This is a genomic window from Rhizobium leguminosarum bv. viciae, from assembly GCF_012276115.1.
Lineage (GTDB): Bacteria > Pseudomonadota > Alphaproteobacteria > Rhizobiales > Rhizobiaceae > Rhizobium > Rhizobium leguminosarum_T.
This window is the reverse complement of record NZ_WIEU01000004.1, coordinates 34,242-56,481: the sequence shown is the minus strand read 5'-3', so window position 1 is coordinate 56,481 and position 22,240 is coordinate 34,242. Positions and strand designations below refer to the sequence as shown.

The window sequence follows — 22,240 nt, the reverse complement described above, 5'->3', positions numbered from 1 at the left end:
GATACCATTACATCATTGTCATGGTGACAGGATTACTTGAAAGATGGCGACCCGGCCCAATCTTCTGTCAAAGGGACAGAAAACCATGCAGGACGACCCGATTCCATCGATCACATTCCCTGATGGCACTGAGGTGCCGGCGCTCGGCCAGGGCACCTGGGCCATGGGCGAGGATGCCGGCCATGCCAAGGCAGAGATCGAAAGCCTCAAGGCCGGCATCGATCTCGGCATGACGCTGATCGACACCGCCGAAATGTACGGCGACGGTGGCGCCGAGGAGATCGTCGGCCAGGCGATCAGGGGTCGGCGCGACGAGGTCTTCATCGTCAGCAAGGTCTATCCCTGGAATGCCAGCCTGCATGGTACGATCGAAGCCTGCGAGCATAGTCTCGAACGCCTTGGCACCGATCGCATCGATCTCTATCTGCTGCACTGGCGCGGCAATTATCCGCTCACAGAGACCGTCGCGGCCTTCGAAACGTTGAAGGCATCCGGCAAGATCGGCGCCTGGGGCGTCTCCAATTTCGACACCGACGACATGGAGGAACTGCTTGGAGTGCCCGACGGCGCCAACGTCGCCGCCAACCAAGTGCTCTATAACCTTTCCCGCCGCGGCATCGAATTCGATCTGCTACCCTGGTGCCAGAGCCGCGGCATTCCCATCATGGCCTATTCGCCGATCGACCAGGGAAGCATCCTGCACCATCCCGAACTGATCCGCATCGCCAAGGCCTATCAGGCAACGCCCGCCCAGCTGGCGCTCGCCTTCCTGCTGGAACGCGACGGCGTCATCGTCATTCCGAAGACGGCAAATGCCGAACGCGCAGCGGAAAACCGCGACTGCGTCTCGCTCGACATCACCGACGATGACTGGGATGCCCTCGACGCCGCCTTTCCGCCGCCCACAAAGAAAAAGCCGCTGGAGATGCTCTGACCTTCAGCGACTCGAACTGCTGACAAAGCCTGCCGACTCCTCTTTCGTCATGCTCGGGCTTGTCCCGAGCATCTGCGCCGCTCGATACGTGGGCAGATCCTCGGCACAAGGCCGAGGATGACGCCGAGGAAAGTATGAAGCTTGTGCCTTACATGCCCTGCACGCCGCGGTTCATCGCCGCAATGCCGGTACGGCACACCTCAATGAGGCCGAGCGGCTTCATGATCGCCACGAACTGATCGATCTTCGACGATTTGCCGGTGATCTCCAGAATGAAGTGACCGACCGTCGCATCCACCACCTTGGCATGGAAGGCATCGGCAAGGCGCAGGGTCTCGGCGCGCATCTCGCCCTCGCCGATCACCTTGACCAGCGCCACTTCGCGCTCGATCGGCCGATCCTGGCCAAGCTCGCGGGCGCGCACCGTCAGATCGACGACGCGGTGCACCGGCACGATGCGTTCCAGTTGCGCTTTGATCTGCTCCAGCACCTGCGGCGTGCCGCGAGTGACGACCGTGATGCGGGAAAGATGCGCCTGATGCTCGGTCTCGGAGACCGTCAGACTCTCGATATTGTAGCCGCGGCCGGAAAACAGGCCGATGACCCGGGCAAGAACGCCCGGTTCGTTGTCGACGAGAACCGAAAGCGTGTGGCTTTCGACCGCCGCCGTTTCCGGCGAGATGAAATAGGCGGAGCCCGTGGGCTGTAGGTGTGCGTTCATTGTTCTGGTTCCTTCCCTGATCAGACGAGCGCGCGGCCCTTGGCGTCGATCGCATTGGCGACAGCTTCGTCGGTGGCTTCGTCCGGCAACAGCATTTCGTTATGGGCCTTGCCCGAGGGGATCATCGGGAAGCAATTGGCGAGATTGGCGACGCGGCAATCGAAGATGACAGGCTTTCTGACCTCGATCATCTCCAGAATGGTGTCATCCAGCGCATCCGGCTTTTCGCAGCGCAGGCCGACAGCGCCATAGGCCTCCGCCAGCTTGACGAAATCGGGCATTGCTTCGGTATAGGAATTGGAGAGACGGTTGCCGTGCAGCAGCTGCTGCCACTGGCGCACCATGCCCATATACTGGTTGTTCATGATGAAGATCTTGATTGGCGCATCGTGCTGGATCGCCGCCGACATTTCCTGGATACACATCTGGATCGAAGCGTCACCGGCAATGTCGATGACGAGGCTGTCGGGATGGGCGATCTGCACGCCGAGTGCTGCCGGCAGGCCGTAGCCCATCGTGCCGAGGCCGCCCGAGGTCATCCAGCGGTTCGGCTGCTCGAAACCGAAGAACTGTGCCGCCCACATCTGGTGCTGGCCGACTTCGGTGGTGATGTAGGTATCGCGGTCCTTGGTGTGGGCAAAGAGCCGCTCCAGCGCATACTGCGGCATGATGACATCATTGCTCTTCGTATAGGCGAAGGAGTTGCGCGCCCGCCAGCGGGTGATATCGGTCCACCAGTCGTCCAGGCGGCCCTTTTCCGGCTTCTTGGGCAGCGCCCGCCACAGGCGGACCATGTCCTCGAGGACATGGCCGACATCGCCGCGGATGCCGATATCGACACGGACGTTCTTGTTGATCGAGGATGGGTCGATATCGATATGGATCTTCTTCGAGTTCGGCGAAAAGGCATTGAGACGGCCGGTGATGCGGTCGTCGAAACGGGCGCCGATGCAGACCATGACGTCGCAGTCGTGCATCGCCATATTGGCCTCATAGGAGCCGTGCATGCCGAGCATCTTCAGCCAGTTCTTGCCCGAAGCAGGATAGGCGCCGAGGCCCATCAACGTCGAGGTGATCGGGAAATCGGTGAGCTCGACCAGCTCACGCAGCAGCTTGGAAGCCTCGGGGCCGGAATTGACGACGCCGCCGCCGGAATAGATGATCGGACGGCGCGCATTCGCCATCAGCTCGATCGCCGCATGAATCTGGTTGAGATCGCCCTGGATCTTCGGCTGGTAGCTCTTCTGGATCGCGTAATCGGCGGGCGGCGTGTAGGTGCCGGTCGCAAACTGCACGTCTTTCGGAATATCGACGACGACGGGGCCCGGACGGCCGGACTGGGCGATGCGGAAGGCCTCGTGAATGACGGCGGCGAGCTGGTTGACATCCTTGACCAGCCAGTTGTGCTTGGTGCAGGGCCGGGTAATGCCGACCGTATCGCATTCCTGGAAGGCGTCGGAGCCGATCAGTGGGGTCGGAACCTGACCGGTTAGGCAGACGAGCGGGATCGAATCCATCAGCGCATCTTGCAGCGGCGTGACGGCGTTGGTAGCGCCCGGACCGGAGGTCACCAGCATGACACCGACCTTGCCGGTGGAGCGGGCGTAACCTTCGGCCGCATGGCCGGCGCCCTGCTCGTGGCGGACGAGGATGTGCTTGACATCCTCCTGCTGGAAGATCTCGTCATAGATCGGCAGGACCGCGCCGCCGGGATAGCCGAAGATATGTTCGACGCCATTGTCCTTCAGCGCCTTGAGAACGATCTCCGCCCCCGTCATCCGATTGCCTGCCGCCTGATTGTCCGTGCTCATCTGTCTGTTCCGTTTGATGCTGGGATTGCGTTTGTGGCCGGAAGCCCGAATTTCGGGCATAAAAAAAGGCCCCTGAGGAGCCTGTCATCTAGCGCATGGGTGGCTATCGCCGGATGGTTACACCATCCTGCCCATGCGCTTTCCCACCACGATAAGAGCCGTTGCGATTTTCATGGTCGGAAGTGATAGACAGAAAATTTCGCAGCGTCAACGCATGCCGCAATAAAAAACTCCCCCCGCCTGCATCCCCGAAAATCGATAGGATGAAGGATTTGTTAAAGGATCGACTTTATTCTTCTACGCTACCGCAGGGAGTAGCCCTTTGCTCAACAACGACTTGCGCATGTCTGGCAAGGCAGGCGAGCATGATCGCCGCGATGGCCATGCGCCGGGGAATCGCTTTCTCGGCCGCGTCGTCGCATGCAGCGGTTCGCGGGCGACGATTGCCGCCGTCGCCGAACAGGGCGGCACCGATCTGACCGAACTCTGGTCCGTGGGCCGGCTGATTTCGATCAGCGTCGGCCGCAACCGCGTCGTCGCGCTCGTCTATCAGATGAACACCGGCAGCCATGCCTGGGGCGAAGGCGAAGACAATATCTTCAAGATCGAGACCGAACTGCTCGGCGAAGTCCGTGTCGACGAGGACGGGCGCGAGGAATTCTCGACCGGCATCTCGCGTTATCCCTATCTCGGCGCCATCGCGCACCGCATCCGATCGGCCGACCTGATGCGCATCTACGATGCCGGCGAAGGTACGACCGCCGTCATCGGCAAGCTGACGCAGGACGAAAGCATCGATGCGGCGATCCATATCCCCTCGATGCTCTCCAAGCATTTCGCCGTCGTCGGCTCGACCGGCGTCGGCAAGTCGACGGCCGTGTCGCTGCTCCTGCACAAGGCGATCGCGGCGGACCCGAAGCTGCGCGTCCTGATCCTCGATCCGCATAACGAATTCGCCGCCGCCTTTCCCGAGCACTCCGTCACCATCGATACCGATACGCTTGATCTGCCCTTCTGGCTGATGCGGCTTGAGGAGTTCGCCGAAGTCGTCTTTCGGGGCCGCCCGCCGGTGCCCGAAGAGCTCGACATGCTGCGCGATATCCTGCCGGAAGCCAAGCGCGCCTTCCGCGGCAGCGACAACTCGCTGGTGCGCCGCACGACGGAAAAAAGCTCGATCACCGCCGATACGCCGGTTCCCTACCGCATGGCTGATCTGCTGGCGCTGATCGACGAGCGCATCGGCCGCCTGGAAGGCCGCTCGGAAAAGCCCTTCCTGCGGTCGCTGAAGATGCGCCTCATCGCTGCGATCAACGATCCGCGCTATCACTTCATGTTCTCCAACAACACGATCAGCGACACGATCACCGAAACCATCGCGCAGATCTTCCGCATCCCCGGCGAGAACCGGCCGATCTGCACTTTCCAGCTTGCCGGCATCCCCTCCGAGGTCGTCAATTCGGTCGCCTCCGTACTCTGCCGCATGGCCTTCGAGGTGGCGCTGTGGAGCGACGGCGCCATCCACATGCTCGTCGTCTGCGAGGAAGCTCACCGTTATATCCCCTCCGATCCGAGCCTCGGCTTCGTGCCGACGCGCCAGGCGATCGCCCGCATCGCCAAGGAAGGCCGCAAATACGGCGTCTCGCTCGGCATCATCACCCAGCGGCCGGGCGAGCTCGACCAGACGATCCTGTCGCAGTGTTCGACACTCTTTGCCATGCGCCTTGCCAACGACCGAGACCAGGAAATCATCCGCTCGGCCATCCCGAACTCCTCGATCTCGACGACCAGCTTCATCTCCTCGATCGGTAATGGCGAGGCGATCGCCTTTGGCGAGGCGATCAGCGTGCCGATGCGCATGCGCTTTTCCCGCGTCGACGAAAAGCTCCTGCCGAAGGCGAGCAGCGCCAACAGCAAGAACAGCGAAGAAGATCCGGATACGGTCGATCTGCGCAAGATCGTCACCCGCATGCGGGCGGTGACCGTCGGACCCGACATTTCGAATTTCCAGCAGAACTATGCTGCGTCCGTGGCAGACTTCGACGAGGCTGATCCAGCCGACGAGGATCTCGACGCGAAGCCCTACGCGCCGCCCACCTCTTCCGCCGCGCCGCCCGCCTCCGCACCGCTCGAATCCTACCGCCGCGAACTGCTGCCGCAGACACCGCGGCTGGACCCGGCCACGTCACCCGCGATCGATCCAAGGCTGGACGCGCTTCGCCGCGAGATGCGCCGCGATGAGCCGGTCTTTCCCCGGCCGGCACCGCCGGCGGATCAGCCCGCCGTCTCGCGCCGGGAACCCGGCACGTCACTGCGCGAAAGCATCCTGAAAAAACCGCTGAGCAGCCTCTACAATAAGGATTGAGGCTTCAGCTCGCTCTCCAGGGCGATCAGTGGCTCGACGGCATCGAGCACCCGTTGCCGGTCCATCGGCCCGAGCGGCAAGAGAGGGCGTGGGAGCTCTGCCCTGGCGAGTGAAAGAAGGTCGACCAGCGTGTAGACCACACGAAGGCTTCCGAACGCCTTGAACGTTTGCCAGAGCGGCTCGAGAAGACCATCGAGCCGACGCACTTCGCCGCCCTCGCCCGCAATCGCAGCCCTGGTCAGGGCAAGGGCGACGCGCGGAAGCACGCCGCCGATGACGCTGTACCAGGCGTCGGCACCTGAAAGCAGCGCTTCGGCCGCGCCCCAGTCGCCGCTGTAGCCGATCGCAAGCCTGGTCTTGCCTCGCAATGCCGCCAGCTCGCCTGCGAAATCGCCGTCAGCAGGCAGAGGCATCTTCACGGCCCTGATCGTCTGGATATCGGATAGGCGCTGCAGAAGATCCCGGCTGAAGGTGAAGTGGGTCGTGCCGGGATTGTTGTAGATACAAAGCGGCAGCTTCGCCGCCTCGGTGACCGCCAGGAAATGCTCGTAGGCTTCGTCCTCGGTCAGCGGCGTGTAGGACACCGGGGCAAGCAGAAGAGCGTCTGCACCGGCGGCCTCGGCATCCCTCGCCAGGCTCCGGGCATGGTCTGTCCTCAGAGCACCGACACCGACGACGAGAGGAATACGACCACGAACGCACTCGACCGCAGCCTCGACGGCTCGCCGTCGCTCCTCGCGTGTGAGAAAGGCATAGATCCCGGTGCTGCCGAGAAGGCCTATCGAAGCCACGTCTGCATCACACAGGCGTTCCAGCAGGCGGCCGAGGGCTTCCGTGTCGACGCGGCCGTCCCTATCGGCGGGAGTTGGCGGAAAGGCCGAAAGACCATGAAATGGAGAAACGACAGACATGATGCGATCCTGAAAATCCGGTCAATGTGAAAACAGAAGGCGCGATCCGGCGCCAGCGAAGAAGACGGCAAGACTGCCTTCGATCCACCGCCGCGCACGGGCGTAGCCGCGCACCATCGGTGCCGTGGAGAAGAGCACGGCATAGCCGGCAAATATCGAGATCCCTAAGAGCACGCAGCCGCCGAAGGCGGTGACGGCCATCTGCGGCGAAGCGCCCGGCTTGAGGCCGAGCGACATGATCGCCACCCAGGCCAGAACCGCCTTCGGATTGCCGAGATGCATCAGAACGCCGCGACGATAGAGCGCGCCGCGTTGCGCGGCAGGCCGCACGGCCTCGCTTGCCGGCCTATCCGGGGCGGCGGCCGAGCGGGCCGCTCTCCAGGCGAGCCAGAGAAGGTACAATCCGCCTGCGATCTTAAGGAACAGCAGGGCATGGGCATAGCGGACGAGGAGTGTCGAGATGCCGGTGACCGCGATCAGCCCCCAGCATGTCGACATTGTTATAACACCGGCGGCAAGGGCGAGCGCCGGTCGACGCCCTTGCCGCATCGCCACATTCATGATGGCCATATTGCTTGGTCCGGGACTGCCTGCAGCGATTGTGTAGGCAATGTAGACGACGAGAAGATCCTGCATTTACGTTCTTTTCCGGAGTTTGCGCCCGCACGACCCACGAAGACGAAGAATGCTCCGTCGGGAACCGCCAATAAGCTTCCTTTTCTTCCAAAATTGGTTCATTGTGAAGCGCCATTTTGAAGAATTTGTATGGACCATTTTGCGATGTCCAAACGGCGCAGCACCATCGAAATACCATCGCTCGAGGCGATCGATCGAACGGCCAATGTCGGTCGCCAGCTTGCGCAGGCCCTGCGGAACGCAATCGCCCGCGGTGAGCTGAGGTCGGGAGAACGCCTTCCTTCGACGCGTAGCCTTGCGGCTTCGCTGAAAATCGCGCGCGGCACTGTCGTCGAGGTGTTCGATCAGTTGACCGCAGAAGGCTATCTCGAAGCGCGGGTCGGAGCCGGAACCCGCGTTGCCGCTGATCTGATGGACGCGACGCCGGCCCGCCCGCCCGCTCCGGCAGTGCCGTCTACTGCGGATGCTGTCGATCTGCCGTCCCAGGCGGCCCGGCTGATTTCCATCGCCCGTGCGCTCACCCCTCACCCGCCCGTTCCCTTCGCCATCGCCGTCCCGGCCTGCGGTATTGCGCCGGACGACAACTGGCGCCGTCTCGGCAACCGTGTGCGCGCGTCGCGACAGGCCGCCCCCTCGGGTTACCACGATCCTATGGGTTTGCTCGAACTCAGGTTTGCCATTGCCGATCACGTCCGCCGCGCGCGGGCCGTTCATTGTGAGCCCGAACAGGTCATCGTCACGTCAGGCACCCAGCAAGGCCTCTATATGGCAGGCCGGGTGCTTCTCTCGCGTGACGATCCGGTATGGGCCGAGGATCCGGCCTATCCCGGCCTGACGGCGGTGCTCGATGATCTCGGCGTCCAGACGCACCGCCTGCCGGTCGATGCACAGGGAATGAACGTGGAACGCGGCCTCGAGCTATGCCCGCAGGCGCGCGCCGCATTCGTGACCCCGTCGCACCAATATCCGATCGGAATGCCGCTCAGCATGGCTCGGCGCAATTCCCTGATCACCTGGGCCGACCAAAATCGCGCCTGGATCGTCGAAGACGACTACGACAGCGAGCTGCGTTATGCCGGACACCCGTTTCCCTCAATGCAGGGATTGCGTCCCTCACGCGTCATCTATCTCGGCACCTTCAGCAAGGTGCTCTTTCCCTCCCTGCGCCTCGGCTACGTCATCGCCCCTTCGCCACTCGCGGAAGCCTTTGCCGGCGCCCGTGCCATTCTCGACCGGCATTCGCCGACCGCCGAACAGCACGTTCTGGCGGCCTATATGCGGGAAGGCTATTTCGAAGCGCACATCCGACGCATCCGCGGCCTCTATGCCGAGCGCCGCGCTGTTCTGCTTTCGGCGCTCGCCCGGGCATTGCCTGAGGGCTGCCGCGTGCAGCAGAGCGACCAGGGCATGCATATTCTTCTGTGGCTGCCTGAGGAGGTCGACGACGTGCAACTCGCAGCCCGCGCCCTCTCGTCCGGCCTCGCCGTGCGGGCGATCTCCCCAATGTATGCCACACGGCCGGCGCATCCCGGTCTGATGCTAGGCTTCGGCGGATTTCTGCCGGAACAGCTGCAGGCGGCGGTTCGCGAACTCGTCAAACTACTGGGCCAGCAGATGTCTCAACCACAAGGCCCGCAACAAGCTGAAGCCTAAACCGTCAGCCGCTCCCAGCTATCGTCCATCTGGTTGCGGAACCATGTCATTTGCCGCTTGGCGTATTGCCGCGTCGCCGCAGCACCCTTCTCCAGTACCTCGCCGCGCGTCATCTCGCCCGCGAGCATCGCCGCAATCTGCGACACGCCGATTGCTTTCATCACAGGGGCCTCGGCCGGCAGATCGAGCGCAAGCAGCGCCCTCACCTCTTCTTCCGCGCCTTGCTGCAGCATTTTTTCGAAACGGCCGTTGATGCGTTGATGCAGCAGAGCCCGGTCCGGCAGCACGACGATCTTGCGGGCCTCAGCCGCGTCGATGACCTCCGGCCCCGACCGGCCCTGGAAATCGGCGATCGACCGCCCCGTCGCCCTTACCACCTCCAGCGCCCGGACGATGCGCTGTCCGTCCTGACGGTTCAAGCTTGCCGCCATGGCGGGGTCGGCCTCGGCGAGTTCGATATAGAGCCCGTCCGGCCCCTCCTCCAGCAGCCGCGTCCTGAGTTTCTCCCGCAACACCTTCGCTATCTCGGGCATATCGGAGAGACCACCGGTCAGCGCCTTGAAATAAAGTCCGGTGCCGCCGACGAAGACCGGCAGCCGTCCTGCGTCCCTGAGCCCCGGTAATAGTGCCGAGACATCCCGCAGCCAGGCGCCAGTCGAATAGGCCGCGCCTGCCGGCACGTGGCCGTAAAGATGATGCGGCACGCCCTGCATCTCCGCCTCCGACGGGCGCGCCGTCAGCACCCGCAGCGTGTCGTAGACCTGCATGCTATCGGCGTTGACGACCGCGCCGTCATGGCGTCTGGCCAATTCGACGGCGAGCGCGGACTTGCCGCTGGCGGTCGGCCCGGTTATCAGGATCGCGTTCACTGTGCTCAGAAGGTTTTCCATCATGGCCCTCGTTGCCACGCTTGTTGCCAATCCGTCAAATCCCGTGCTGACCCCGGAAATCGCCGAACGGGCGGCCGAGGCCGTGAATGCTTCCGGTCTCTACTGGCTTGCCGATGGCGTTGCCTGCGACATCGCGCTGCGCGACGGCACCGATAGGCAAGCGGCCGAGGCCAATATCCTCGCCGTCATATCAAGCGCGCCCATCGACCTCGTTATCCAGGAGCAGGAGACCCGCCGCAAGAAGCTGCTGATCGCCGATATGGATTCGACGATGATCGGCCAGGAATGCATCGATGAACTCGCTGCTGAAGTCGGCCTGAAGGAGAAGGTGGCGACCATTACTGCCCGCGCCATGAACGGCGAGATCGCTTTCGAGCCTGCCCTGCGTGAGCGTGTCGCCCTGCTGAAGGGGCTGCCGATATCGGTCGTCGACGAGGTCATCGCCAAGCGCATCACGCTCACCCCGGGCGGTCCGGAACTGCTTGCCACCATGAAGTCTAAAGGCCATTACACCGCGCTTGTCTCCGGCGGCTTCACCGTCTTCACCAGCCGCATCGCCGCTACCCTCGGCTTCGACGAGAACCGTGCCAACACGCTGCTCGAAGACGGCGGCATTCTCTCCGGCTTCGTCGCCGAACCGATCCTCGGAAAACAGGCGAAGGTCGATGCGCTGAACGAAATTGCGGCAAGCCTCGGCATTTCGCCGGAAGAAGCGATCGCCGTCGGCGACGGCGCCAACGATCTCGGCATGCTGCAGCTAGCCGGCTCCGGCGTCGCCCTCCACGCCAAGCCCACCGTCGCTGCTCAAGCTCAGATTCAAATCAACCACGGCGACCTGACCGCCCTGCTTTATATCCAGGGTTACCGCAAGACGGATTTCGTGACAGTATGAAGGCGATAGCAGCGATATTCCCGAAATCGGGGCTGATCGCTGGTGGCTCGTACGGAAGGGCAACCTCCGTAAACCCGCCAAATGGCTTGCCATCTCCGGACCGTTACGCCAACGGTCCCGTTTCGAAAGGCCGGCTGGCACATCCTCTCGGCCCTCATTCCTGTGCTCGTCACAGGAATCCAGCCACCGCGCGCCTGCGCGGTGAGTGACTTACATCAGGAGAGAAGAATCTTCTGCGCCCAAAGACTTGGGCGCACTGGATTCCTGTGACAAGCACAGGAATGAGGTAGAGCTGGAAACCGCGGCTAGTTCACTACCCCGTAGCTCCCCTATTCCATCGGCACCGCCACGAACCGCAGATCGCCATTCGCCCCTGCGATCATCAGCTGGGCGTTGCGGCGGCCTTCCTGTTTCAGCGCCTGCACCTTGGCGGCGACCGCATCCGGCGACTTCATGAACTCCTGCGCCACCTCGACGATGACGTCGCCGGGCTTCAGCCCCTTTTCAGCCGAGGCGGAGCCGGGTGTCACTTCCGTCACGACGACACCATCGACGCTCTCGGCGATGCCGAAGGCCTTGCGCGTCTCAGCGCTCAACAGCGACAGCGACAGCCCGAGCACGTTCTTCGGCGTGGCCGCATCCGGCGACACCTGGCCCTTATGCTGGTCGGGTGTATCGGGTGCAGGCTTGGCCTGATCGCCGGAATCCGGCTGGTCCATGTCATTGTTCTCGCCGGGATCCGGGGTGATCACACCGTCGTCCTGCGAGCCATCGGGTGCTGCATCGTCGGATGCAGCCGCCTGATCGCTGTCCTCGAGCCGGCCGAGCTTCACCTTGACGGTCTGCTCCTTGCCGTCGCGCAGCACCACGACGTCGACTTCCTTGCCGACCGTGCTTTCCGCCACGACGCGCGGCAGGTCGCGCATTTCGCTGACGGTCTTGCCGTCAAATTTCAAAATGACGTCGCCAGCCTTGATCGAGCCGTCGTCGACGGGGCCGCCCTTGATGACGCCGGCGACCAGCGCGCCCTTTGCAGTGTCGAGCCCGAGGCTGTCGGCGATATCGTCGGTCACCGGCTGGATGCGCACGCCGAGCCAGCCGCGCCGCGTCTCGCCATATTCGCGCAACTGGTCGACGACGCCGGAAGCAAGCTCCGACGGCACCGAGAAGCCGATACCGATCGAGCCGCCGCTCGGCGAAATGATCGCCGTGTTGATGCCGATCACTTCTCCCTTCATATTGAAGAGCGGGCCGCCGGAATTGCCCTTGTTGATCGCCGCATCGGTCTGGATGAAGTTGTCGTAAGGACCGGCATTGATGTTGCGGCCACGCCCGGAAATGATGCCCACCGTCACCGAACCGCCGAAGCCGAACGGATTGCCGATCGCCATCACCCAGTCGCCGATGCGCATCGTGCTGGAATCGCCGAATTTCACGGATTTCAGCGGCGTCTTCGGCTCGACCTTCAGCACCGAAAGATCGGTCTTCGTGTCGGTGCCGATCAGCTTCGCCTTGAGCTTCGAACCATTGGCGAAATTGATCTCGATATCGTCGGCGCCCTCGATCACGTGGTTGTTTGTGACGATATAACCGGCCGGATCGATGACGAAGCCGGAGCCAAGCGAGCTGACATTGTGGTTGCCGCCCTTGTTGCCCTGCTGCTTATTGAAGAAGTCGTTGAAGAACTCCTGGAAAGGCGAGCCGTCGGGCGCGCGCGGCGCCGGACCCGCGCCCTCATCGTCCTTCACCTTCTGCGAGGTCGAGATGTTGACCACGGCGTCGAGCAGCCCCTCGGCGAGATCGGCGACGGAAGCCGGGCCGTTATTGGGCACGGCGGCCTGGATCGGAGCGGTCTGCTGTGGAGCGCCGGCTGCGGGAGGCGTAGGAGCGGGAGTAGCCGGAGCGGGTGCCGTGATCCCGGGTGCGGTCGTCTCAGGCGCGGTTTGCGCATAGGCAATCCCGCTCACGCCGGCTTGCGCCAGGACTGCGGCGCTGGCCATAAGCGCGAGCGTTCGTCTGAAGGGCGAGCGAATCGTGGGGGCCATCAAGCTTCCTCATAAGGCGTGCATGCGCACATTGAGCATCAGCATAAGGCGGAATGATGGAGGGTGAAATCACCTTTTCGCGAAATCCCCGTGCAATGTGACGTGGCCTCGCAAAAGCCGGATCGTCACAATCATTCCACGAAAAAAGGGCCGGCGCTCGGGCCGGCCCTTCCGAAATTGTCGGTGGTCGCTTCCCTGGCTGTCAGTTCGCCGGGACCGGTGCTGCGGGAGCAGTTGCGCCGGGAACTGCCGGAACTGGCGCAGCCGGATTTGTCGGCTGCAGGGTTCCGGCGGCATTGTCGAAATAGCGGAAGAATTCCGAATTCGGCGACAGCACCAGCGTCGTGTCCTGCGACGACAGAGAGGAGGAATAGGCAGCCATCGAGCGATAGAACTCGAAGAAGGCTGGATCCTTGCTGAAGACTTCTGCGAAGACGCGGTTGCGTTCCGCATCGCCCTGGCCTCGAAGGATTTCCGCATCGCGCTGGGCGCCTGCGGTGAACTCGACGACCTGACGGTCGGCGACGGCCCGGCGCCGCTGGCCTTCCTCATTGCCCTCCGCACGGATACGCTCGGCCTCGGCGAGGCGTTCCGACCGCATGGCATTATAGGTATTCGGCGCAACCTCCGGCGAAAGGTCGGTGCGGCGGATGCGAACGTCGTCTATATGCAGGCCGAGATTTTCGGCATCCGTGCGCAGGTCGTCGCGAATCTCCAGCATCATAGCCACACGCTCTTCCGAGAGCGCGGCATTGTAGTCACGCAGACCGTAGACGCGGCGAAGCGATGAATCGAGCTGCGCTCTCAACCGCGCTTCCGCGGCTTCGCGATCGCCCGATACCGTTTCGCGGAAGCGGCGAACATCCGCGATGTTATAGATCACGAAGGCATCGACGTCGAAGGTCTGGCCATCCTGAACCTGAACGCGAATATTGTCGAGATCGAGCCTCAGCGCCTGCTTTTCGACCAACTGAACGCGGTCGGCATCCATAAAGCCGAAAGGCAGCTTGAAATAAATGCCAGGCTCGGTCTTGACCGACTGGATCTGGCCGAAACGGACGACGATGGCCTGCTCGCGTGCATTCACCACGAAGATGGACGAATAAAGCCCGACCAGCACGATAGCGAGGATGATGAGAATGATGGGAAGTCTGTTCGATGTCATGACTCAACCTCCCTGCTGTGCCGGCTTGCCGAGCTCATTGAGCGGCAGATAGGGCAAGACGCCCTGCTTCTCGTCGATAATGACCTTCCGGGAATTCTTCAGCACCTGCTCCATCGTTTCGAGATACAACCGCTTGCGGGTCACGTCGGGCGCCTTGGAATATTCGTCGTTGATCGCCGTGAACCGCTGCGCTTCACCTTCCGCCTCCTTCACGACACGGTCCTTGTAGGCGGCTGCATCTTCACGGATTCTGGCCGCATCGCCTCGCGCCTGGCCGAGCTTCTGGTTCGTGTAGCGATTGGCCTCTTCGATCGTGCTGTCGCGGTCACGGCCGGCACGCTGCACTTCTTCGAAAGCATCGGCGACTTCCCGCGGCGGCGCCACGTTCTGGATCGTCACGCCGGTCACGGTCACGCCCGCGCCATAGCGGTTCATCGTGTCCTGCACGATGTTGAGCACGTCCACTTCGATCGGCTGACGATTGCTGCGGAAGGCGTCCTGCGCCGGACGTCGGCCAACGATCTCACGCATGGCACTGTCGGATACCTGCTGCAGCGTCTCCGCCGGGTTTTCGACGTTGAAGAGATAGGCCTTGGGATCGCTGACGGTATAGAAGACCGCGAACTGCACGTTGATCACGCTTTTGTCGCTGGACAGCATCAGGCCGTTCGAAGACGATGCCGAAGTCGCCCCGATGTTCAGCTGCTGTACGGTCACCTTGACCGTCTCGACGGTTTCCATCGGCCACAGGTGGAAATGCAGGCCCGGCATGGAAATTTCGTCCTTCGGCTTGCCGAACTGCAGCTCGACGCCGCGCTCGTCCGGCTGCACGACATAAATGCACTGGATCAGCCAGAAGACCGCGACGATCGCCGCGACGATCACTGCCACGCCGCCGTTGAAGCCGCCGGGAATGATGTTGCGCAGCTGGTCCTGGCCGCGCCGGATAATATCTTCCAGATCAGGCGGCCCGCCCTTGCCGCCGCCACCGCGCGGCCGGTTCGGCCCCTGTCCCCATGGTCCCTGATTATTACCGCCGCCGCCGCCCCAAGGGCCGCCGCCGCCATTCTGATTGCTCCAGGGCATCAAAACCTCGTTGTTCGTTAAGTCTCCACGCATCCGAACCGTGGGGGCTGACCGGCGGACGCGTTGGTGACCGTTATAGGTATCGCCGCATCGGCTTTCAACGCAACGTGAGAAACTTGGTCAATTTAATTGGAAAATAGTTCATTTTCAGGCGTGGCGGCGTTCGTAGACGATGAAATGCGTGGGATAACTGTCCTTTTCGCCGGCCGGAACCGCGATTATCTCCCCCGCCTGCCAGATGTCGGGATCGATCGCGGGAAACGACGCGTCTCCGTCGAGATCGGCCTCGACATGCGTGATGCACATCCTGTCGGCAAGACCGATCGCCTGGGCATAGACCTGCCCGCCGCCGAGAATGCAGATCTCGTCGACGCCGGTTTCGAGCGCCAGCCTGTCGGCCGCCGTCATCGCCTCGGACAGCGAATGGGCCATGGAGACATCAGGATGGTCTATCGCCGCTTGCCGCGAAATGACGACGTTTGGCCGTCCCGGCAGCGGCTTGCCGATCGAATCGTAAGTCTTGCGGCCCATCACGACAGGCTTTCCCAATGTCAGCGCCTTGAAGCGCTTCAGATCGCTCGAAAGCCGCCACGGCATATCGCCGTCGCGGCCGATAATGCCGTTGCGGGCAACGGCGGCGATAATGGTCCTGCGAATGTCGGCCATGGAATGTCCCGGATCAGACGGCGATCGGCGCCTTGATGCTGGCATCGGCCTCGTAGCCGATCAGCTCGAAATCGTCGAAGGTGAAGCCGAAAATGTCCTTCACATCAGGCTTGATGCGCATGAAAGGCAGCGGCTTCGGCCGGCGCGCCAGCTGCAGCTTCGCCTGGTCGAAATGGTTGTGATAGAGATGGGCGTCGCCGAGCGTGTGGACGAAATCGCCGGGCTTCAGCCCGGTCACCTGAGCCACCATCATCGTCAGCAGCGCATAGGAGGCGATGTTGAACGGCACGCCGAGGAAGATATCGGCCGAGCGCTGGTAGAGCTGGCAGGAGAGCTTGCCGTCAGCCGCATAGAACTGGAACAGGCAATGGCAGGGCGGCAGCGCCATTTCGTCCACTTCGGCCGGATTCCAGGCTGAGACGATGTGGCGGCGCGAATTCGGATTGTTGACGATGCCTTTGACGAGATTGGCGATCTGGTCGATATGGCCGCCATCGGGCGCTGGCCAGGAACGCCATTGGGCGCCGTAGACCGGCCCGAGATCGCCGTTTTCATCGGCCCATTCGTCCCAGATCGAAACGCCGTTCTCCTTGAGATAGCGGATGTTCGTCTCGCCCTTCAGGAACCAGAGAAGCTCGTGGATGATCGAGCGCAGATGCAGCTTCTTCGTGGTAAGGACGGGGAAGCCTTCTTCGAGGTCGAAGCGCATCTGGTAGCCGAAGACCGAGCGCGTGCCGGTGCCGGTGCGGTCGCCCCGGTCGGAGCCCTTTTCCATCACATGATTCAAGAGATCGAGATATTGCTTCATGTCGCGCTGATTCCCTTTCGGCCAATTTAAGCCTTCGGAGCCGGGAAACCAATCACCGGCCGGTATTTTCCCAATGTTTCTGATGGGGCGCATAACGCTTTTATGACGTTTGCCCTTTCCTTGGGCTGAGGAAACCACTATATCACCCTTGCCGGCTTTCGGGTCGGCTATGGCGATAAATGAGCGGTGTAATAAACCTATTGGACCCGGGGGCGGTACCCGGCGCCTCCACCAAAAACCGGCGGTCTTAGAGGCCGGCTTTTGATGGGGGCGAAACAGGATCGACAAGGGTGTAAAGATCGTCTTTTTGCTCGGCATTGTACCGCCGTTATCGGGCTAAAATTGTAGTTGCAAACGACAACTATGCGGAAGCTCGTCTCGCTGCTTAATCGCGGTGTGACACTTCAATCAAAGTCCTAGTGGTTCGCACCTCTAGGCGGGGTCCGAAGGCACCTGGCAACAGAAGCCTTCACCTTCTCCCTGCCGCCGAAATCATGTATGCTGCTTAAAAACGTGACTCGGCTCCGGTCTTTCCCAAGGCGCCCGGACGTGGCATATAACCTTGTGAAAAGACTTCCGAACCGACGAAAGACAGGAAAAGCATGGGGCAGGATCATATCCGCTACGACATTCTGGCACAGGATGCACTTCGCGGCGTCATCCGCAAGGTTTTGGCGGAAGTCGCAGCGACGGGCCGTCTGCCCGGTGATCATCACTTCTTCATCACCTTCCTCACCGGCGCCACCGGCGTGCGCATCTCCCAGCACCTGAAGTCGAAATACCCCGAGCAGATGACCATCGTCATCCAGCACCAGTTCTGGGACATGAAGATCACCGAGACGCATTTCGAGATCGGCCTTTCCTTCTCGGACGTTCCGGAAAAGCTGGTTATCCCATTCAATGCGATCCGCGGCTTCTACGATCCCTCCGTCAACTTCGAGCTCGAATTCGACGTACCGCTCGCCGATGGCGAGGAATTGCCGTCCGGCGAAATCACCGCCTATCCGGTGGATGCGGCCGGGAAGCCCGTTGACGCCGCAGGCGCAAAACCCGCCGACGGCGAGGAGAAGAAACCGGGCTCTGTCGTCTCGCTCGACTCCTTCCGCAAGAAGCAGTGATCTGGAGGGAGGCCAAGCCTCCCTTTTTCGTGAGGGTCCAGGCAACCGCATGAGCGCCGAAATCATCAATCTGCGCCAGTTCCGCAAGAAGCAGGCTCGCTCCGAAAAGGAGAAGCAGGCCGAACAGAACCGCGTCTCCTTCGGCCGCACCAAGGCCGAGAAACAGCTGACCCGCAGCCTGAACGACAAGGCCGATAAAGCCCATCGCGACGGCCGGATCGAGACGGATGACGACGGCGCGTGACGGTTTCACGCAACGCGTGAAAGCCGGAATGGATTCTGCGATCAGCCACTTGCGCACTTTCCTTGAAGCGATCTGCCAACCCACCCTTAATTTGATGGAGAGTCCTGAGCGTGTCGTCTCGGACGCGCTGTGCTCTATCCGGGATGTGAAGGCTCCATGATTCGCAAGCATTCGGCGACATTGCACGGCCATCGCACCAGTTTCTCGCTGGAGGATGAGTTCTGGACCGAGTTGAAGACGATTGCCGGAGCCCGTTCGATACCGCTCGCCGCGCTGATCTCCGAAATCGACGACCACCGCCCACCCGACAGCAATCTGTCCTCGGCGCTGCGCTTGCATGTGCTTTCCTGGCTGAAGGCCACCAGCCTTGATGCATGTTGCTCAAAATCGCATAGCGATTTGAGACGACATCAATGAAAACAAAGACCTGAAGCGTCTTGCATGAATCAAATTCTATGCGCTTTCACTGCGCCTGAACGCCCGGCAACTGGTCGAAATTGAGCGGACCGGGCTGCGCCTGCCCGCTGCGCCGTGCTGCTTCCGCCTCGGCCGCCGCCCTCGCCTGCGCATCCGCATCCGCCTTCGCTTTGGCTTCCGCCGCGCGTGCGGCCTCCGCCTCGGCAGCAGCTTTCTCAGCGGCGGCTTTCCGCGCCAGCGCGCGCAGCCGCTCTTCCTCCGCCCGCCGTTGCTGCTCGATCTCGGCCGCCTTGATGCGCTCGGCGTCGTTGAACCGGTAGAGCGCCACCTCGCGGCGCAGCCGCTGCTTTTCGAGCACGATCGCCTGCAGCCGCTCGACACGCCGGCGCTCGCGCTCGAAGGCGCGCAGCGACAGATAGCTGGTAATATCGGTCACATCCATCGTCTTGCCGGGCGACGGCAGCATGCCGGAAAAATTCAGCCGGAGCGCCGGCTCGGCGCCGGAAAGCGCTTCCGTGCCAGGATTGAACCCGACACCCAGCGTCGCGCTGATGCGCTCTTCCGGCAGCGCGATCTGCGCATCGGCGGTGATGCGGGCGAGATCGTTGGCGACGGTGACATTCTGCACCCTCAGCGTCCCGTCGGCGATATTGAAAGGGATGCCGAGCGGCGGCAGCTTCGCCTCGCCGTTGCTGAGCAGCGTCTCGATGATCGGATGCACCTTGCCGGCATTGATCTGCTCCTGCATCGTATCGGTCGCGGCAAGCAGCGGCGGAAGGATGGCAAGGTTCAACCCGCGTATGCTGGTATCGCCGAGCCTCAGTTCGCCCGAACCATTGAGCGAGCTGGCGATCTCGCCGATCGTCTTGCCCGAGGCCTCCATCGACAGCGACAATCCGAACTTGCCGTTGGCGATCGGTGCGCCATCGCGCAGCCAGACGACGCCGGAAAGATCGGAATCGGCAAGCGCAAGCTTCGTCTGCAGGAAACCTGTGCCGCTGGCATTGGTGAAGAGCAGATTGCCGGAGAGCTTTCCGCCGTCCCAGTTCCCGGCCATGTCGTTGAGCTGCAGCTCGTCGCCCTTGTAGGCAACATCGCTGGTGAAGTCCGACACCGCCGTTTCCGGCAGGCCGGGCCAGAACTCCTTGGCCGCCAGCTTCACGTTGACGTCGAGATCCTTGAAGATGGGCAGCCCCAGCGGCGCCGTCGTCAGCTGACCGTTGGCGGGATCGACGATCTGGCCGAATACCGCCTCGCCGAGCCAGCCGGCATCGGCCTTGGCGAGTGTCAGCCCGCCGCTCGCGGTCGTCTTCGCAGCCTTCCGGTCGAAGGTCAGCGCACCGGAAAATTCGTTGTCGGCCGCATGTCCCTTGAGATCCGAAAAGACGATCTTGTCGCTGTCGACGGCAGTATTGACCTGCAGGCCGAACGGCAGCCCGGTTCCGGTCTGCGGCAAGGCTATGCCGTTCATGATGAGATAGGGGTCGATATCAGCGCTGTCGAGCGAAAGCGCGATCTGGCCGTTCATGAAGGTCTCCGGCCGGACGTCGACCTTGCCGTTGGCCATGAACGAGGTCCGGTCGGTCGCAAAGGTCAGCGCCGCGTCGGCGGGATCGTTGCCCGATGCCTTCACCTTCAGCGTCAGTCGGCCATTGGCGCCGACATCGACCGGCAGCGGGTCGAGCCCGGCCTGGCCAAACAGGACTGATGGCACTGCGTTTTCGAGCGTCGCCTCGAGGCTCGTCGTGCCGTTGCCGGTCAACGCCAGAAGGTCGGACATGCGGTAATCGAGATTGACGCGGCTGCCGTTCGCCACACCGGCAAGCGTCACCGTCAATGCGTCGCCCTCCTCGCCGCCGAGCGTCAGTGCGCCGCGCAATGCCGTATTGCCGTACCAGCCGGCGTTGCGCACCAGCCGGTCGAGCACCGGGTGATGCGGCAGGTGTTCGCGCAGCATGGTGAAGAAGCCGCCGGGATCGGCCGATTTGAAGGTGATTTCGCCCGCACCCTTGTAATCGAGCAGCGAACCTTCCGCCCTGCCCGTCGCCGTCAGCTCGGCGCCGGCGATATTCTTGATCGACAGCCGGTCGACGGCAAGCGCCCCATCGGCGATCGTAAACGTGGTCTCGACATTCTCGGCACTGACGCCGAAGGCGGTGAACTTGTCCGCCTTGAGCTGGGCGGCGATCTTGTGGTCAAGCACGTTGTCGCCGGCATCCTGGCCGGTCATCAGCCCGCTCAGCGCCTGCAGCGCGTCGAGATCGAGCGTATCGCCGTTTAGCGCCACCGACAGCGTCGGCGGCTGGCCGGAGATTGCCTGGCGCTCCAGCCGACCCTTCAGCGTCGCCGGTCCGATGGCGATCTCGAGATTTTCAAAACGCTGCAATTCGTGCGTCAGGCTGACATTGGCGGAAAAGCCCGCCTGCCGCAATTGCCGGATGGCCGGATCGACCGAGCCGGCAAGCCAGGAGGCAAGCCCGGTCGGCTGGCTGGATGCCATCACGATCTGGCCGTTGAATGAAGGTTCGCCCTGAAGCAGGAGCTTGCCCTTGCCTTCCACTTGCGTGCGCCCCGGCAGCGTGCCGGTGGCGCTGTCGATCATCCAGCCGATGCCGGCCGGTTCGAGCTCCAGCTGCACGTCGCGCAGCGTCGTATCGCCGGCGACGATCGCCGGCAGCTTGACGCTCGCCTTGCCCGGCACCTGCGGGATCGGCACCTGCGCGACGATGTCAATCAGCGAATTCAGCCGCTGGCGCGCCGAAACAGCGGGATCCCGCGTCGTCTTGCCAGCCGAGCCCTGATTGCCGATGCGGTTGACGTCGATCTGCTGCCCGACGGCGGTCAGCAGGAATTCCGGCGCATTGCCGGTATCGAGCGTCGCCTCGCCGGTTATGACATAGGGATCGTCCGTCGGGCCGATCTCCATCCGGTATTCGGGGATGCGGATGCGTTCGTTGGTGAGCTCGAAGCGGCCCTTGACGCGCGGCGGCTGCTCTTTCTTGTTGGCGGGCTTGGCGCTGTTGCGGATCTCGATCGCTGCCGAAAGCTGGCCCTGATAGTTCGGCTTGCTGTCGACGAGCTTCAGCTCGCCATCGAGATCGACGCTGACAGGGTGCTTGTCCGGCGAGAGCCTCGTGCGCATGCGCAGCACTCCCTTCTCGTCCGGCTGACTGCTCGAGATCGAGAAGCCGCCGTGCTCGCCATCGAGCGCAGCGTCGCCCTCGATGCGCCAAGGACCGGCCAGCGACTTTGCCGACATTTCCGCGTTGAGGCCGGTGATGCGACGCGAGCGACCCGACTGATCGTCAATGAATTCGACCTCGCCGCCGCTGACATGCACGTTTTCGAGAACGACGGTCCTTGCCGGTATTTCCGCGCGGCTGCCGCGCATCCAGTCGAGCGTGCCGTCCTTGAGCAATCTCAAGCGCACTTTCGGATTGACGACGCGCATGTCGAAGATCAGCGCTTCGCCCGACAGGAAAGGTGCAAGCTCCGCATCCATGGAGAACTGCTCGACCTTGACGATCGGCGTGCCGTCCGCTTCCTGGCCGACGCGCACGTCATGCAGCGTCACCGACGGGAACGGTAGCAGGCGCGCATCCACCGTGCCGTAGACGGTGACCTTCTTACCGATGATGCGGCTTGCCTGATCCTCGAAATTCTTGCGGAAATCCGTCCAGTCGATGAACAGCGGCGCAAGCAGCGCCACAAACAGCACTACGACGATCACTCCCCCCAGAAAGACGAGGAACCGGCCTACCAATGCAAAGCGTCTCCATTCGGGATTCTGTTGCCGACACCAGAGCATGATGCCGAAAAGTGTGAGCGGTTTTCGGACGACATCATGCTCTAACTCTTTAATTGAGAACAGGATTCAGATT

At 62.4% G+C, this 22,240-nt stretch carries 18 protein-coding genes and 1 other RNA gene; 8 read left to right on the top strand and 11 right to left on the bottom strand.

Annotation, left to right across the window (positions count from 1 at the left end; genetic code table 11):
- Positions 1–85 precede the first annotated feature (85 nt).
- Positions 86–934, top strand: a complete 849-nt coding sequence (locus GFM02_RS08625) for an aldo/keto reductase (RefSeq protein WP_168321413.1) — start codon at positions 86–88, stop codon at positions 932–934.
- A 148-nt stretch (positions 935–1,082) separates the two neighbouring features.
- Here the strand turns inward: GFM02_RS08625 and ilvN are convergent, their stop codons facing one another.
- Positions 1,083–1,655 carry an acetolactate synthase small subunit gene (ilvN, locus tag GFM02_RS08620; protein WP_003560902.1) on the bottom strand — a complete coding sequence of 191 codons (573 nt, stop codon included), beginning with the start codon at positions 1,653–1,655 and terminating at the stop codon, positions 1,083–1,085.
- Positions 1,656–1,675: 20 nt separating this feature from the next.
- Entirely contained in the window at positions 1,676–3,466 is a 1,791-nt protein-coding gene (locus tag GFM02_RS08615) for an acetolactate synthase 3 large subunit (RefSeq protein WP_168306828.1), read from the bottom strand.
- 322 nt (positions 3,467–3,788) lie between these two features.
- Here GFM02_RS08615 and GFM02_RS08610 point away from each other — a divergent pair, with 322 nt between their 5' ends.
- Positions 3,789–5,828, top strand: coding sequence for an ATP-binding protein (locus tag GFM02_RS08610; protein ID WP_168321412.1), 2,040 nt, complete (start codon positions 3,789–3,791; stop codon positions 5,826–5,828).
- Here the strand turns inward: GFM02_RS08610 and GFM02_RS08605 are convergent.
- A complete protein-coding gene (locus GFM02_RS08605; RefSeq protein ID WP_168321411.1) occupies positions 5,813–6,739 on the bottom strand; it encodes a dihydrodipicolinate synthase family protein in 927 nt (308 codons plus the stop codon). The two genes, GFM02_RS08610 and GFM02_RS08605, sit on opposite strands and share 16 nt — an antisense overlap.
- 21 nt (positions 6,740–6,760) lie before the next feature.
- Positions 6,761–7,375: a LysE family translocator gene (locus GFM02_RS08600; RefSeq protein ID WP_168321410.1), complete on the bottom strand. Its 615-nt coding sequence runs from the start codon at positions 7,373–7,375 to the stop codon at positions 6,761–6,763.
- Positions 7,376–7,519: 144 nt separating this feature from the next.
- Between GFM02_RS08600 and GFM02_RS08595 the strand changes: the two genes are divergently transcribed.
- Positions 7,520–9,028, top strand: a complete 1,509-nt coding sequence (locus tag GFM02_RS08595) for a PLP-dependent aminotransferase family protein (RefSeq protein ID WP_205930236.1) — start codon at positions 7,520–7,522, stop codon at positions 9,026–9,028.
- Here the strand turns inward: GFM02_RS08595 and miaA are convergent.
- On the bottom strand, positions 9,025–9,921 hold the full coding sequence (gene miaA, locus GFM02_RS08590; protein WP_168321408.1) for a tRNA (adenosine(37)-N6)-dimethylallyltransferase MiaA: 897 nt from the start codon (positions 9,919–9,921) through the stop codon (positions 9,025–9,027). The genes GFM02_RS08595 and miaA overlap by 4 nt on opposite strands.
- Between miaA and serB the strand changes: the two genes are divergently transcribed.
- Entirely contained in the window at positions 9,920–10,810 is an 891-nt protein-coding gene (serB, locus tag GFM02_RS08585; protein WP_168321407.1) for a phosphoserine phosphatase SerB, read from the top strand. The two genes, miaA and serB, sit on opposite strands and share 2 nt — an antisense overlap.
- 329 nt (positions 10,811–11,139) lie before the next feature.
- On the opposite strand, the gene GFM02_RS08580 is transcribed toward serB, so the two are convergent.
- The 5 genes from GFM02_RS08580 to GFM02_RS08560 form a co-directional block, all read right to left on the bottom strand.
- A complete protein-coding gene (locus tag GFM02_RS08580; protein WP_168321406.1) occupies positions 11,140–12,855 on the bottom strand; it encodes a Do family serine endopeptidase in 1,716 nt (571 codons plus the stop codon).
- 202 nt (positions 12,856–13,057) lie between these two features.
- Complete coding sequence (gene hflC, locus GFM02_RS08575) at positions 13,058–14,020, bottom strand: protease modulator HflC (RefSeq protein ID WP_168321405.1); 963 nt, start codon at positions 14,018–14,020, stop codon at positions 13,058–13,060.
- A 3-nt stretch (positions 14,021–14,023) separates the two neighbouring features.
- Entirely contained in the window at positions 14,024–15,106 is a 1,083-nt protein-coding gene (hflK, locus tag GFM02_RS08570) for an FtsH protease activity modulator HflK (RefSeq protein ID WP_020050781.1), read from the bottom strand.
- Between the two features lie 147 nt (positions 15,107–15,253).
- Positions 15,254–15,772 carry a dihydrofolate reductase gene (locus tag GFM02_RS08565; RefSeq protein ID WP_168306487.1) on the bottom strand — a complete coding sequence of 173 codons (519 nt, stop codon included), beginning with the start codon at positions 15,770–15,772 and terminating at the stop codon, positions 15,254–15,256.
- Between the two features lie 13 nt (positions 15,773–15,785).
- The gene (locus GFM02_RS08560; RefSeq protein WP_020050783.1) at positions 15,786–16,580 is read right to left on the bottom strand and encodes a thymidylate synthase; all 795 of its coding nucleotides are present in this window, start codon (positions 16,578–16,580) and stop codon (positions 15,786–15,788) included.
- A gap of 111 nt (positions 16,581–16,691) precedes the next feature.
- Between GFM02_RS08560 and ssrA the strand changes: the two genes are divergently transcribed.
- The 4 genes from ssrA to GFM02_RS08540 all read left to right on the top strand — a co-directional run bounded on the left by ssrA (position 16,692) and on the right by GFM02_RS08540 (position 18,359).
- Positions 16,692–17,054: a transfer-messenger RNA gene (gene ssrA / locus GFM02_RS08555) on the top strand.
- A 128-nt stretch (positions 17,055–17,182) separates the two neighbouring features.
- On the top strand, positions 17,183–17,698 hold the full coding sequence (locus GFM02_RS08550) for an SspB family protein (protein ID WP_020050784.1): 516 nt from the start codon (positions 17,183–17,185) through the stop codon (positions 17,696–17,698).
- 49 nt (positions 17,699–17,747) lie between these two features.
- Complete coding sequence (locus GFM02_RS08545) at positions 17,748–17,942, top strand: DUF4169 family protein (RefSeq protein WP_131639470.1); 195 nt, start codon at positions 17,748–17,750, stop codon at positions 17,940–17,942.
- Between the two features lie 156 nt (positions 17,943–18,098).
- A complete protein-coding gene (locus tag GFM02_RS08540; RefSeq protein ID WP_168321673.1) occupies positions 18,099–18,359 on the top strand; it encodes a ribbon-helix-helix domain-containing protein in 261 nt (86 codons plus the stop codon).
- Positions 18,360–18,405: 46 nt separating this feature from the next.
- Here GFM02_RS08540 and GFM02_RS08535 read toward each other — a convergent pair whose 3' ends face one another.
- Positions 18,406–22,122 (bottom strand): AsmA family protein, encoded by a 3,717-nt coding sequence (locus tag GFM02_RS08535; RefSeq protein ID WP_168321404.1) that lies wholly within the window; start codon positions 22,120–22,122, stop codon positions 18,406–18,408.
- Positions 22,123–22,240: the final 118 nt, after the last annotated feature.